The 13,846-nt window shown below is 64.3% G+C and carries 10 protein-coding genes and 1 pseudogene; 7 read left to right on the plus strand and 4 right to left on the minus strand.

Features of this window, described 5'->3' with window-relative positions:
- On the minus strand, positions 1 to 149 hold a 149-nt coding region (locus GH681_RS24160), incomplete at its 3' end, for a transposase (RefSeq protein WP_153163293.1).
- Positions 150 to 323: 174 nt separating this feature from the next.
- Between GH681_RS24160 and GH681_RS19900 the strand changes: the two genes are divergently transcribed.
- Positions 324 to 1,274, plus strand: a complete 951-nt coding sequence (locus tag GH681_RS19900) for an IS481 family transposase (protein WP_153163294.1) — start codon at positions 324 to 326, stop codon at positions 1,272 to 1,274.
- Here GH681_RS19900 and GH681_RS19905 read toward each other — a convergent pair.
- A pseudogene (locus tag GH681_RS19905) lies at positions 1,273 to 1,506 on the minus strand (transposase); the annotation flags it as partial. The gene GH681_RS19900 and the pseudogene GH681_RS19905 overlap by 2 nt on opposite strands.
- A 185-nt stretch (positions 1,507 to 1,691) precedes the next feature.
- Here GH681_RS19905 and tssJ point away from each other — a divergent pair.
- From tssJ to GH681_RS19935, 6 genes are all read left to right on the plus strand, one after another.
- Entirely contained in the window at positions 1,692 to 2,207 is a 516-nt protein-coding gene (gene tssJ, locus GH681_RS19910) for a type VI secretion system lipoprotein TssJ (RefSeq protein WP_153163295.1), read from the plus strand.
- A gap of 41 nt (positions 2,208 to 2,248) precedes the next feature.
- Positions 2,249 to 3,586, plus strand: a complete 1,338-nt coding sequence (gene tssK / locus GH681_RS19915; RefSeq protein ID WP_153163296.1) for a type VI secretion system baseplate subunit TssK — start codon at positions 2,249 to 2,251, stop codon at positions 3,584 to 3,586.
- Between the two features lie 36 nt (positions 3,587 to 3,622).
- Positions 3,623 to 4,930: a DotU family type VI secretion system protein gene (locus GH681_RS19920; protein WP_153163297.1), complete on the plus strand. Its 1,308-nt coding sequence runs from the start codon at positions 3,623 to 3,625 to the stop codon at positions 4,928 to 4,930.
- A gap of 11 nt (positions 4,931 to 4,941) precedes the next feature.
- Positions 4,942 to 8,514: a type VI secretion system membrane subunit TssM gene (tssM, locus tag GH681_RS19925; RefSeq protein WP_153163298.1), complete on the plus strand. Its 3,573-nt coding sequence runs from the start codon at positions 4,942 to 4,944 to the stop codon at positions 8,512 to 8,514.
- 2 nt (positions 8,515 to 8,516) lie between these two features.
- A complete protein-coding gene (gene tagF / locus GH681_RS19930) occupies positions 8,517 to 9,200 on the plus strand; it encodes a type VI secretion system-associated protein TagF (protein WP_153163299.1) in 684 nt (227 codons plus the stop codon).
- A gap of 76 nt (positions 9,201 to 9,276) precedes the next feature.
- A complete protein-coding gene (locus tag GH681_RS19935; protein ID WP_194271293.1) occupies positions 9,277 to 11,070 on the plus strand; it encodes a serine/threonine-protein kinase in 1,794 nt (597 codons plus the stop codon).
- Between the two features lie 220 nt (positions 11,071 to 11,290).
- Here GH681_RS19935 and GH681_RS19940 read toward each other — a convergent pair whose 3' ends face one another.
- Positions 11,291 to 12,097, minus strand: a complete 807-nt coding sequence (locus tag GH681_RS19940) for a PP2C family serine/threonine-protein phosphatase (protein WP_153163301.1) — start codon at positions 12,095 to 12,097, stop codon at positions 11,291 to 11,293.
- Positions 12,098 to 12,135: 38 nt separating this feature from the next.
- A complete protein-coding gene (gene tagH / locus GH681_RS19945; protein WP_153163302.1) occupies positions 12,136 to 13,839 on the minus strand; it encodes a type VI secretion system-associated FHA domain protein TagH in 1,704 nt (567 codons plus the stop codon).
- Between the last annotated feature and the right edge of the window lie 7 nt (positions 13,840 to 13,846).

Raw genomic sequence — 13,846 nt, forward strand, 5'->3', positions numbered from 1 at the left:
AGGTTGGCATTGAGGCCGTTGGCCAGCGCAACCGCAGCCGTTGAAACGCCGGGTGCCTTGCACGCGGCCACGATCTCTGCCTTAAAGGTGTCGCTGTACCGACCACGACGCCGACCGGCGGTGGGAAGATTGATTGTTGAAGCGTCCATGTGTCCTCCAGAAGATGGTGTTGGAGGACATGATCGTCAGGGGATTACGAGCGACTGAGGAGATGACTTGGCTGGACGCTTACGTTTCAATAGGTTGTTTCGGGTGTTCACCCGGGGAGATTCTGAGAGACTGGAAATCGCCAAACCCCCAGTCACCTCGAGAGCCTGCCCCGGATGAACACCCATAAGAATGCCCGATTGACCTACCTTCGTCGCCTGGAAATGGTTCAGGAGATCACCGAACGCGGCCTTTCTGCCTCGCAGGCGGGCGCCGCGCATGGCGTGAGTGCCGTGACGGCCCGCAAGTGGCTCGGGCGCTATCTGGCCGCGGGCGCTGCGGGCCTGTGCGACAAGTCCTCGCGCCCGGCCTGCTCGCCGCGCGCCATCGCGCCGGCCACCGCGCTGGCGATCGTGGAGCTGCGCCGCCAGCTCTTCCTTCAGGCCCGCATCGCCGCCTACATGGGCGTCTCGAAGGCAACGGTCAGCCGGGTGCTGCGACGGGCCGGGCTCTCGAGGCTGGGCGACCTGCAACCGCAGGAACCCGTCCAGCGCTACGAGCGCGAGACGCCCGGCGAGTTGCTGCACATCGACATCAAGAAGCTTGGCCGCTTCGAGCGGACCGGCCACCGGATCACCGGTGACCGCACCCAGGCCACCCGCGGCATCGGCTGGGAATTCCTGTTCGTCGCCATCGATGACCACAGCCGGATCGCCTTCACCCAGATGTATCCGGACGAGCGCAAGGAGAGCGCGGTCAGCTTCGTGCAGGCCGCCACCGAGTACTTCGCCAAGCTGGGCGTCACCATCGAGCGGGTGATCACCGACAACGGCTCGGCCTTCCGCTCCCACGCTTTCCGGACCGCCTGTGGCGCCCTGGGCATCCGACAGAAATTCACCCGCGCCTACCGACCCCAGACCAACGGCAAGGCCGAGCGATTCATCCAGTCCGCCTTGCGGGAGTGGGCCTACGGCCATGCTTACGCCAACTCGGACCAGCGCCGCGCGGCCTTGCCGCTCTGGAATCACTTCTACAACTGGCATCGACCCCACCACGGCATCGGCTGCCAAACCCCCAGCTCTCGGCTACCAGGGGACGGAAACAACGTCTTGACTCTTCACAGCTGATTTTCTCCAGAACGGCAGTATCCGACCAATCTGATTTGGCGACGAAGTGATGCAGCGACTGGTGTCGTGCCCGGACCGAAAGCGGATCAATGCTCGCCGCCAGCGGCTCCACACTCTTGCGATCCAATGGCAGCATCAGGCCACGGCAATATCCCCGCAGTCCTTTACGTCGGTCTGCATGTCCGCGGGCGGAGCAAAGGAGTTCAAGGTACTTCACGAAACGCGCCTCCATCATTCGCTTTGCGTTTAATGCCATTTTCTGAAGGAGCGAATAATGAGTTCATCTTAGTGACATAGTATAATTATAGGCTGCTTTTTTCACGGCAGGGCGTACCGATTCATTCCCGATTGCATTGCGGCAGAAAGGCTACGATAATCAAATTGTATAGCTGAACAGCTTTTGGAGATCCAGCCGCGATGATCCGATTCACGCACGCACTTGGTGCGACTGCCACCGTCGTGGCAGCACTGGCAGGATGCGCCAAGCCGCCGGTCATTTCTACGCCCAAAACGGAGCCGCCCCCTACGGTAATCCGGCTTGATATCATCGCCGATGCGGCTGTCAATGCCGACCGTCACGGTCGTGCAATGCCCATCGTCGTGCGCTTCTACCTTCTACAAACCACAGCAGTCTTCGACAACGCCGACTTCTTCTCGCTGTTCGAGCGCGACAATGAGGTGCTCGGCGCAGCAAAGGTCGTGCGGGAGGAAATCACCCTTCTACCCAATCAGGCCTTCAGTACTGAACTACATCTTCAAGGCCCGAGCCAGTTTCTGGGAGTCTTCGCAGCCTACCGCGAAGTCAACAAAGTGCGCTGGCGGGCCACCGCCCCCATCCCGCAGCATACAACCACCGCCTACTCCATCCAGGTTAGCCAAAGTGGAATCGCCATCGCCCCGAAGCTCCCCAGGCAGCGCAGCGTCGGGCAGTAAGCAATAATTCAACCATTACTCTCGCCCCACAAGAGGCCGTCATGTCCTGGTACAGCAAAGTCGTGTGGTCCGAGGGCCTCTTTCTGCGGCCCCAGCATTTCCAGCAGCAGGACCGCCACATGGAGTGGTACGTCGAAACTCGAACGCAGGCGCTGGGAGGCCTTTTCTGGGGCTTCGCCCAACTTGAGCTCGACAGCGCGGCGCTCGCCACCGGCAAGATCGCGCTGGCAGCAGCCCGCGGCGTGCTACCCGACGGCACACCCTTCGATTTCCCCGCAGCCCACCCCGCGCCGCTGGCCCTCGACATCCCACCCAACGCCAAGAATGCCATCGTCTATCTGGCCCTGCCGCTGCGCCGTGCGCAGAGCGCCGAAGCCGCCCGTGTCGGGGAACCGTCGGCGCACCTCGCACGTCACGCCCCGGTCGAGGAACAGATCGTCGATTCCGTCGCCGGCGACGGCACCACCGAACCCATCGAAATCGGCCAGCCGCAGCTGCGCCTCGTTCTTGCCGACCAAATTTCCGACGCCTTTGTACGCATCGGCGTGGTGCGCGTCATCGAACGCCGTCCGGACAACAACCTGCTGATCGACAAGGGGTATATCCCACCGGTGCTCGCCAGCCAGGCCTCTCCGGTACTGTCCGGTTTTCTGCGGGAGATTCACGGCCTCCTCGGCCAGCGGGGTGACGCCCTAGCCGGACGCCTCGCCCAGCCTGGCGCGGGCGGCGTGGCCGAGATCGCCGACTTCATATTCCTGCTAACAGTTAACCGGCACCAACCGGTGTTCGAGCATTTCTCCCAGCTGGGACAGCTCCACCCTGAACGCCTGTTCGTCCGCCTCCTCGAACTCTCCGCCGAACTCGCTACGCTCGTCAATACCGAACGCCGCCCCAGCGCTCGCCCAACCTACGACCACGATGCCCTCGAAGCCAGCTTCACGCCGCTGATCCGCGACATCCGTCGCGCCCTCGCCACAGTGCTGGAACAGAACGCCATCCAGATTGAGCTGCAGGATCACAAGCAGGGCCGCTTCGTTGGCTTGGTCACGGACCGCAACCTGTTGCGTCATGCCGGTTTCGTGCTTGCGGTCAATGCCCAGGTGCCCAGCGAAACCCTCCGCGCGCGCTTTCCCGCCCAGGCCAAGCTAGGCCCGGTCGAAAAGATCCGCGAACTGGTCAATTTGCAGTTACCCGGCATCGCGCTGCAGGCACTGCCCGTCGCCCCGCGGCAGATTCCGTTCCACGCTGGTTTCAGTTACTTTCAACTCGACAATGCTGGCGATCTCTGGAAACAGCTCGACAACTCCGGGGGTCTTGGCATCTATGTGACCGGCGACTTTCCTGCCCTCGAACTCTCGCTATGGGCCATCCGGGCCTGAGCACAGACCAACGCATCGCCACCTGAGACTGGAACCATGGCGCACGACGACCCCTTTGCCCAGCCTCCTTCCGACAAGACGCTGATCATCCCATCCCCCGGCGCCCGTAGCGCGCGGTCGGCGGCGGCATCCGGGCCGGCACCCGCCATGCGCTTCGAGCGGGTCGACCTCGCTGCCCTCGACTGGGACACCGGACTCAACCCACTGATCGCCGCAGCCAACCCGCTGCTGGGCCTGGTGCCCCAATTCCGCCAGGCCCAGCACCCCGACCCCACCGGCCTGCGCGACACCTTGGCCCGCGCCATCGGCATCTTCGAGACCAAGGCCCGCGACCACGGCGTTGCCCATGAACAGCTGATCGCCGCGCGCTACGCGCTGTGCACCTTCCTTGACGAAACCGCCGCCAACACTCCGTGGGGCGACAAGGTGTGGGCCCAGCGCAGCCTGCTGGTGCAGTTCCACAACGAAGCCTGGGGCGGCGAGAAATTCTTCCAGTTGCTCGGCAAGCTCGCCGAGAACCCCGCCCAGCACCGCAATCTCCTCGAACTCTTATACCTGATCCTGTCCCTCGGATTCGAGGGGCGCTTCCGCGTGCAGCAAAACGGCCGCGCCCAGCTCGCCTCAGTACGCGAGAGGCTGGCACAGATGCTCTCCAAGGAGCGCGGCGACGTCATCCACGAACTCTCGCCGGCTTGGAAGACCACGGCCCGCCCCGCCCACCCGCTGCGCGAATCCGTGCCACTCTGGGCGGCAGCTGCACTGACGGCGCTGGTACTGGCGATCGGCTACCTGCTCGCCTCCTTCGCCCTCAACCAACACTCCGACCCCACCTTCTCGTCCATCCTCGCCCTCAAGGCAGGCACGCCAATGCCCCCCGCCGTGCCTGCGTCCCCTACCCCGGCGCCCGCCCGGCTGGCCCACTTTCTGGCCCCCGAAGTCCAAGCCGGCCGCGTCGTTGTGCGTGATCTGATCGACCGTAGCATCGTCACCGCTCGCGGTGATGGCCTCTTCGAGGCAGGCAGCGCCACCCTCTCGCCATCCTTCGCCGAACTCCTCGAACGGATCGGTGAAGCGGTGGCTAAGGTCGAGGGCACTGTGCTTGTGCGTGGCCACACCGACAATCGTCCGATCCGCTCAGCCCGCTTCCCATCCAACTGGCACCTGTCCCAGGCTCGCGCAGACGCGGTCGCCGAAGCGCTCGCGGCACGTCTGGGAAACCGCACGAAAGTTAAGACTGAAGGCAGTGCCGACAGCGAACCCGTCGCCACCAACGAAACACCCGAAGGACGTGCGCAGAACCGCCGCGTCGAAGTCATTGTATTCCCGGCCACCCGCGGCAACTGAACCAGGGTCGAATGATGAAAAAGCTCTTCGCTGCGCTGCTCCATCCCATGCTGCTTGGCTTTGCCGGGCTGATCGCGCTGGCGCTGATGATCTGGTACCTCAGCCCGTTAGTGGCCATCGCCGGTCGGGTACCCTTCGAATCGGAACGCGTGCGCTGGATCGCCATCGGCCTGATCATGCTCGTCGCCGTGGCGCGCTTTGTCTTCATCCGCCTGAAGGCCCACGCCAGCAACGCCAAGCTGCTTGACGGCCTGCTCGGCAAAGGCACCGAAACTCCGGTCGAATCCACCGAACTTGCGACCCTCCGCAAGCGTTTCGAAGAGGCTACAGCCATCCTGCGCCACAGTCGTTCGGCCGCCTCAGGGAGCGGGCTGGCGCGCCTCGCCGCGTTAGGCTCTGCACGATATCTCTACCAGTTGCCATGGTATGTCTTTATCGGCGCGCCTGGCTCGGGCAAGACCACCGCACTGATCAACTCTGGCCTACGCTTCCCGCTCGCCGAGAAACTTGGCACACATCAGATCAAGGGTATCGGCGGCACCCGTAACTGCGACTGGTGGTTTGCCGACGAGGCTGTACTGATCGATACCGCAGGCCGCTACACCACCCAGGATTCCGATGCCACCGCCGACCGCGACGCGTGGCAGGGCTTCCTCGGCCTGCTGCGCAAGCACCGGCCACGCCAGCCACTCAACGGTGTGCTGCTCACGATCAGCCTCGGAGATCTACTCGCCCAGAACGAAAACGAGGCAGCCCACCATGCTGCAGCCCTGCGCGCCCGCGTCCAGGAACTCTATTCACAACTTGGCGCCCGCCTGCCGATCTACGTACTGGTCACCAAGGCTGACCTCGTTGCTGGCTTTAACGAATTTTTCGCCAACCTCGGTAAGGAGGGGCGTGATCAAGTGTGGGGCGTCACCTTCCCAACCGACGAATCCGTCACCACCGACCCGCTGCAGCACTTGGCGACTCAGTTTGACGCCCTCCACGAACGCATCAGCGGTCAACTGATCGAACGCCTCCAGCAAGAGCCCGATCTTAGCCACCGCAGCCTGATCGCGGCCTTCGATCAGCAGTTCGCCCTTGTTAGTCGCCTGCTCGACGCCTTTCTGCAGTGCGTCTTCTCCACCTCGGACTACGACCATCCGTTGATGGTACGGGGCGTGTACTTCACCAGTGGCACTCAGGAGGGCAACCCGATTGACCGTGTGATGACCAGCCTCGGCGGGGCCTTTGGGCTTGAGCGGCGAGTTCTTCCACCTGCGGCCGGTAGCGGCAAGAGCTTCTTCCTGACCCGCCTGCTGAAGGAAGTCGTGTTCGCCGAGCAGCGCCTCGGTGGCACCAATCTCAAATGGGAACGCCGCCGCGGCCTGATTCACGTCGGAGCACTCGTCGCAATGGGCCTGCTGGCCGTTGGCTTGGTCATCGGCTGGAGCTTCAGCTACCTGCGCAACAGCAGCTACATAGACGAGGTGGATGCCGCCGTCGCTGCCGCCAAGCCCTTGGTTTCGCGCGTAGGGACCTCCGCGGACGACGACATCCCCGGCGTGCTGGCCGTCCTTGACGCGGTGCGCGACGTTTCGGGTACAGCGGCTCGCCCCCGCGAAGAGAAACCCGCCGGTATGGGCCTCGGCCTCTTCCAGGGCGACAAACTCGACGCGGCAGCCGAGCATTCGTACCTTGGTCTGCTACGCGATGTGCTGCTCCCACGTCTGTCACACCGCATTGAAGCCCAGCTGCGCGGCCTTGATGGCACCAACCTTGAATTTGCCTACGAAACCTTAAAGGTTTATCTGATGCTTAACGATCCAGCGCATTTCGACGCTGAGGCGCTGAAAGCATGGATCAGCATCGACTGGGACCGCAACCTGCCCCGCGGCGTCACCGCCGACCAGCGCGCCGCGCTGGGTCAGCACCTCAATGCGCTTTTCGCCGACGGACCTGTGGCCTCGCCGGTAGTGCAGGACTCTGCCCTCGTCGCCCGTGCCCGTGAGATGCTGCTGCGCTACTCACTGCCCGACCGCATTTACAGCCGGCTCAAACGCCAGGGCGTGGGCGCAGACTTTCCTGACTTCACCATTGAGCACGCTGCGGGCCCCAGTTCGACGCTGGTATTCACGCGTAAGAGCGGCGCCCCGCTGACCCGCGGCATTGCCGGGCTGTACACCTATGACGGCTACCACAAGGGCTTCACCAAGGCCGTCGATAGGGTCACCGCCAAGCTCACCGAAGAGGAATCCTGGGTGCTCGGCACTCGCCGCAATCCCGCCGCTGGCCGTGACGCTGCAAACATTGCCCGCGAGGTGCGCCGACTCTATCTCAGCGACTACGCCCGCCAGTGGGAAGCCCTTGTCACTGACATCTCGGTTGTCCGCTCGCCGGGTCTCACCCAGAGCATCCAGGTGGCGCGAGTGCTGTCCGGTGTCGATTCGCCACTGCCCAAGCTGATGCGCGCCATCGCCCATGAGACCACGCTGACGCCGCCCGAAGTCGAGAAATCGACCGTCGACAAGGCCAGCGAAAAGCTCGCCAGTGCCAAGCAGGAGCTCGGCAAAATGCTGGGCGTGGACTCCAGCGGAGCTGGAAATGTCGCGCTGACCACCTCGCCGGAACGTCTAGAAAGTGTGGTGGATGACCGCTTTGTACAGATCCGCCAGCTCGTCACCGGCGACGGCAAGAGCGCCCCGATCGACAGCGTCACCCAACTGCTCAATGAAGTTTATGTGCAGTTGTCGGCCACGGAAACTGCAATCAAGGACAAGGTTGCGCCACCACCGGGCGACTCCGCCGCCAAGGTGAAGGCCGAAAGTGCCCGGATGCCCGAGCCGATCCGCGGCATGTTGCAGCAGCTGTCAAGCGCTGGCACAAGCCAGTCCCTCGCTGCAACCCGCGAGAACCTGTCGTCGGCGGTCGGTGCCCAGGTTGGTCAGTTCTGCCATATGGCCACCGACGGGCGCTACCCCTTCGCCCGCGGCAGCGCCCGCGACGTAACCCGTGAGGACTTCGCCCGCCTGTTCGCCCCTGGCGGGCTGATGGACGACTTCTTCCAGAAGAACCTCGCACCCTTCGTCGACACCTCGACGCGTCCTTGGAGCTTCAAGAAAGTGCAGGAGCAATCCCTCGGCGGGCCAGGCAACCTTGCCCAGTTCCAGCGTGCCGCCACCATCCGCGACGTGTTTTTCCGCGGCAGCGGCTCGGTGCGGCTCGACTTCAAACCTATCGACATGGACCCGACGATCACTCAGTTCACACTCGACGTGGACGGTCAGCTCGTCAAATACGCCCATGGCCCGCAGCTGCCTCAGTCGGTCCAATGGCCGGGAAGCAAGGGCGGCATTTCGGCGCGCATTCAGATCACCCCGCCGGCCCCCAGCGGCGCCTCGGGCTTGACTACCGAAGGCGCCTGGGCCCTGTTCCGGTTGTTCGACAAGGCGCGGGTCGAGGGTATGGGTGCGCCTGAAAAGTTCAAGGTCACCTTCGATGTGGAAGGCCGCCAGGCCAGCTTTGAGGTCACCGCTAGTAGCGTCCAAAATCCCTTCCGGCTGCGTGAGCTCGTAGAGTTCCGCTGCCCAAGCGGACTGTGACCATGAGCTCCGCTGGTTGGTACGGCAAGCTCCCGATTCTTGGCGACTTTGCCCAGCGGCGCCTTCCGAACGAATTCGTGGCACCGTGGGATGCTTGGCTGCAGCATGGTATGGCTGCTAGCCAGACCGTGCTCGGCAGCGCTTGGCTCGACACCTACCTCACTGCTCACGTATGGCACTTTGTACTGATGCCCGGTGTGCTAGGCCAGCAAGGCTGGGCCGGCGCATGGACGCCATCGGTGGATAAGGTTGGTCGCTATTTCCCCTTTACACTGGCGGCCCCCCTGTCCTCAGGTCAGGCTCTCGGCTCCTCCGCGTCGGCCCTCGGCGCGTGGCTCAGACGGCTCGAAGACGCCGCCCGCCTCGCGCTGCAACTCGAGCACGACATCGAACCACTCGAAGTCGCCCTCAGCAGCCTAGGCCCGCCACCCGCTCGCCACCCTCCAACCGATACCCTCGCATCGGTTGGTGCCCGTCTGGCTCGGCGAGAAGCGTTAATTGACCTCTCCGGCCTGACCGGCGACTGCCTCGATGTCCTCGCTACCGGCAGTCTGCAGTACGCGCTCGACGGCTATTCAACTTGGTGGTGTTACAGCATCGACGGCAACTACGGCGGCTTTGCCCACAGGGGCTTGCCGGACACCGCATTTCTATTGAAGATGCTTTCCTATTCCCCTGGTAGCTGACGCGCCAAATATTCAGGGTTTTCACGTGTCCGATCCTAACGATGAAAAGACGATAGTGCTGGGCGGAGTTGCTGCAGTGCCCTCCACCCCGCCCCGTTCGCGCCCCAATTCGGCCAACGCCTTACCGCTGGGCACCCGGCTTTACGAATTTGAAATCGTCGGGCTAGTCGGTGAAGGTGGCTTCGGCATCGTTTATCTCGCCGACGACCACTCCCTGCAGCGTCGCGTGGCGATCAAGGAGTACATGCCCTCGTCGCTAGCCGCCCGTGGTGAAGATTCATCAGTGATCGTCCGCTCCGAGCGCCACTCCGACACCTTCGAGATCGGCCGCCGCAGCTTCGTCAATGAAGCCCGCCTGCTCGCCCAGTTCGACCATCCCGCGTTGCTAAAGGTATATCGCTTCTGGGAGGCCAACGGCACCGCGTACATGGCGATGCCCTACTACGCCGGCAAGACCCTGCGTGACGTGCTGCGCGAACGCGGGGGGCGTCCGCCCGACGAAGTCTGGCTCAAGAAGATCCTTGGTCCGGTGATGGATGCGCTTGAGCTGATGCACGCCGAGAACTGCTATCACCGCGACGTGGCGCCCGACAACATCATGCTGCTGCGCGATGAACGACCGGTCCTACTCGATTTTGGTGCAGCCCGCAGGGTGATCAGCGACATGACCCAGGCGCTCACCGTCATCCTCAAGCCCGGCTACGCCCCGATTGAGCAGTACGTCGAAATGCCCGGCGTTAAGCAGGGCCCATGGACCGACATCTACGCGCTCGCGGCTGTCATCTATTTCGTTATCACTGGTCGCACCCCGCCCGCCGCCGTCGATCGCATGCTGCAGGACTGCTACGAGCCCCTCGCGACGCTGGCCGCTGGCCGATATTCCGATCAGTTCCTCACCGGCATTGACCACTGCCTGCACGTCAAGGGCGAGGACCGCCCGCAGTCGATCGCCGAGATGCGCGCGGTACTGGGCATGACAGGCTATGTGCCGACATCGGCTATCGCATCGACCCATGATCCAGCCCGACCCCAGCCCGCCGCCGGGCAACGGCTCGACACGCTGATTCCCTCCGAGATTCCGGCCACCAGTCACTTGTCGCGGCTTGCCCCCGAACCCGCCCCGGCGCCTCCGCACGCAGCCCCGCCGACTGGGAAGAAGGGCCCCAGCACCCCGCGCTACGCCGCCGCGATTGCCACCTTCGGTGTGCTGGCTGCGAGCGTTTTCATGTTCACCCGCAGCCCCGCGCCACCGCCGGAAAGGCCCGCTGAACAATCCTCACCCCCGCTGGCGCCCGTTGCCACCAGCCCTGCGTCAGCGGTCACGCCCGCCCCGGTTGTCGCCCGGCCGGTCACGCTGGACGAAGCCTTCAGCGCCACCGTGGCCGCATCCGACGCCCGCTTCGGGCTGAAAGTTGACAAGATCCACACCCCGCTCACCATCGGCAAGGACGCGCTCAGTTTCGTGCTGAGCAGCCAACGTAACGGGCTGCTCTACATGCTGCTGTGGGACAAGGCCACTGCACAGTTAAGCCAGATATTCCCCAACGAACTCGATCGCGCCAACCAGATCAGCGCTGGCAAGCCAATGCCGTTTCCGCGGCCAGATTGGGCCTACGAGGCCGACCAACCGAAAGGCAACTGGGAGGTGATCGCCATCGTTGCCGATTCACCGCGGGATTTCTCGGTGTTGCGTTTTGATGCCAGAAGCAATGGCGCCACGCAACACGTCGTCGAAGCCGCGCTCTCCGAATCCGGCCAGGGCCCCGTCGGGTTGGGTGGCGAGGCGCACTGCGCCGATGGCAAGCCTTGCTCGCCGGCCTTTGCCGCGCTGCGCTTTGCGGTCGAAGAAGTTTCGGCGGCCGACCGTTAGAACAAGGCCGTCACCAAGGCGCCAGCCCAACGGGACGCCCCCGCCCCCCTCGGGGTTCAAGCGGCAACGAACCAACAGAAAAGTACTATCTGAAGCGCTTGAACAAACCCTCGACGGCAAGCTGCAAGACGCAAAATGAACCTTTGCGGAAGCGCTATCGGCGGGTCATCCACATTACCGCCAAGCACGCTGAACGATGTTCAGCATTCAATGTATCACCTCAGTCTGGCTCCCCTTCAAGGCGGCGCTTGGATGGGATGATGACTGTCGTTTCGTCAGCATCTGGCTCTTCGATCATGCTGACGCACACTGCAGTGAAGTTGTCGTTCGACTCCGATGCCCGGCTGCGGATTAGTTCGCTCATGCTCTCCAGCCAGGCCTGGGGCGTCGGTGTCGAGTTGAGCAGGCGCTCCATATCGTCCTCTTCGACGTATTCCCACCAGCCATCGGTGCACATCAGGAAGACATCTCCCGGATGCAGCGCAAGCGGCTCGGCCGACACCGACAGCGCGATGGACTCCGCCGAGCCGATCGCCGAGGTGAGCAGGCTGCGCTGGGGGTGGGTTCGGAGCATGTCGACGCTGCCATAGCCGGCGTCGATCATGTTCTGGACGAGGCTGTGGTCGCGCGTCTGGTAAGCCACCCGGCCGTGCCGGAACAGGTAGATGCGGGTATCACCCACATGGCCCCACACCGCCACGCGGTCGTGCGGGTCAATCAGCAGCAGTACAGCGGTGGCGTGCATGTCGTCGGCGGTGCCACCGGTGGTCTTTTCTTCCACCACAGCATCGTTGGCCCGCTGCAGCAGACTCGAGGCGGTGTTCGGCCCGACCTGCGGGTGGGCCGAGAAGCTGCGCAGCATGCTGCTGACCACCAGCCGGGCGGCCACGTCGCCGCTACCGTGGCCGCCCGCCCCGTCGGACACCACCCAGCAGCAGCCGGTCTCCGACGTCCAGTACCCGCAGGCGTCCTCGTTGCGGCTACGGCCGCCCACCTCGGACAGGAAACACGTCTGCATCTCCAGCATGACAACCTCGCGCTGCTTGTTCGGACTGTATCAATCGCCTATCGGCCCGGCTCACGCTCCGCTTGAAGCCGGTCCACCTGCTCTTCGTAGGCGCGCAGGAACTCGCGGCCGAAGAGGGCGTGGAAGTCATCCTCCGCCTCCCGCGAGATCTCGTCGTACATCTGCTCGAACAGATCCCACAGCCGGGCCTTGCGGCTACCGGGCAGAATGTTGTCGAGCACGCCGCGCGACGCCACCCGCTCTTCTAGACTGCCCGGCTCGAAACGCTTAAGTACGCCGGCCAGCGCCGCACGCATCCCCGCCATAAAGCCGAACTGGTGCGCCCGCAGATCGTCGTACGCATCGCGCATCGCCTCCTCGGGCGGCATGAAACCACGCCCCTGGGGCGCCAAGAGTTGCGACAGCGCAAAGCCAACATCAGGCGAGAATTTGAGCGGGTTGTTGTCCTTGGGGGCGACTATCGTTACCGTGGCACGAACCTCGCGTTTGGTCAGCGCACGAGCGGTGAGGAGATCAAGTGTGCCCTGGGTCGACGCACGCAGCACCATGCCGATCTGCTCCAGCAGCTCGGGGGTAAGCCCGGCCGGCAGGCGCAACGGCACGCCGAGGCCATGCAGGAAAGCATCGAGCAAGGCGTCGCCGGTGGCCGGAACGGCAGCAGGCTGTTCGGCGCCGGGCGCGACGCTCGCGGCTATCGGTGCTGGCGCTGGAACAGGCGCCGACATAATGACGGTGGGAGGATGCTCCGGCGCAAGCCGGTCGACACCGATCTCGACCTGCGGTGGCAATGCGGCATCACGGGGCGCGCTGCGCGGAGCCGCCACCGGCTTGGCCGAAGTGTCATCCCACGAAAAAACCATGCCCGCCACCGGCGCAGGCGGCGCGGGAGCCTCGGCGCGCGGCGGTGTGAAAGCCTGATTGAGCAGCGGCGCGTCGTCGCGCTGGGGATTGGCCACAACCGGTGCCGGGCCCGCGCCGCCAAACAGCGCCAGCGGATCGACCGTCGCTGACACTGCGCCGGACGGTGTCACCGGCGCATCACCGAGCGGCGTGCCGGCGAACGGATCGCGGGCCGCGTCGCCCAGTCCGAACAACGCATCGACCGACTGCTCGCCGCGCACCTCGCCCAAGCCAAGCAGATCAGCCCGCGGTGCGGTGGGCGGCGGAGGTGGCACTGCGAAGGGATCAGGCAAGGGCACAGGCTCTGCGGAGCGGCCGACCGACGGCGCCGAGGCCGCGAAAACCGCGAACGGATCGTCGCTCACGGCCAGCTGTGGCGCCACCGGAGTCTTCGCGGCTGATGCACCAGGCGTGCCCAGCAAGCCGGCAAAAGGATCGGAAAAATTCTGCGTGGCCGCTGGCACGCCGCCGAACAGACCCAGCGGATCGGACGACGGAGCCGACAGCTCGGGCGTCGAAAACACCGGCGCCGAATGGGCAAATTCGACCTCCAGCAGATAACCGCCGATGACGATCCGGTCGCCCCCCACCAGCGCCACCCGGTTGCCGCGCCCCACCGGCCGGTCGTTCACCGACGACGGGTTGCCGCCCATATCGACCAGCACAAACTGCCCACCGTCGAACTCTACCCGCGCCTGAACACGGGAAATGTGCCGTTCGGGATCGGGCAGAACCAGCTCGTTGCCCTCCTCCCGTCCGATCGCCCCCCCGCGGCTGTCAAAATCGAAGGTCGCCGGGCGGGCAGGCGGGGCGCCATTGAAGCTGATGACGGAGATGCGCATAGACGTG

This window comes from Zoogloea sp. 1C4 (assembly GCF_009469605.1).
GTDB classification, from domain to species: Bacteria; Pseudomonadota; Gammaproteobacteria; order Burkholderiales; family Rhodocyclaceae; genus Zoogloea; species Zoogloea oryzae.

Bases quoted from the DNA above. Each gene is read 5' to 3' on its own strand.
- GH681_RS19900 (WP_153163294.1), top strand. From the start codon at position 324: ATGAACACCCATAAGAATGCCCGATTGACCTACCTTCGTCGCCTGGAA.
- tssJ (WP_153163295.1), top strand. From the start codon at position 1,692: ATGATCCGATTCACGCACGCACTTGGTGCGACTGCCACCGTCGTGGCA.
- tssK (WP_153163296.1), top strand. From the start codon at position 2,249: ATGTCCTGGTACAGCAAAGTCGTGTGGTCCGAGGGCCTCTTTCTGCGG.
- GH681_RS19920 (WP_153163297.1), top strand. From the start codon at position 3,623: ATGGCGCACGACGACCCCTTTGCCCAGCCTCCTTCCGACAAGACGCTG.
- tssM (WP_153163298.1), top strand. From the start codon at position 4,942: ATGATGAAAAAGCTCTTCGCTGCGCTGCTCCATCCCATGCTGCTTGGC.
- tagF (WP_153163299.1), top strand. From the start codon at position 8,517: ATGAGCTCCGCTGGTTGGTACGGCAAGCTCCCGATTCTTGGCGACTTT.
- GH681_RS19940 (WP_153163301.1), bottom strand. From the start codon at position 12,097: ATGCTGGAGATGCAGACGTGTTTCCTGTCCGAGGTGGGCGGCCGTAGC.
- tagH (WP_153163302.1), bottom strand. From the start codon at position 13,839: ATGCGCATCTCCGTCATCAGCTTCAATGGCGCCCCGCCTGCCCGCCCG.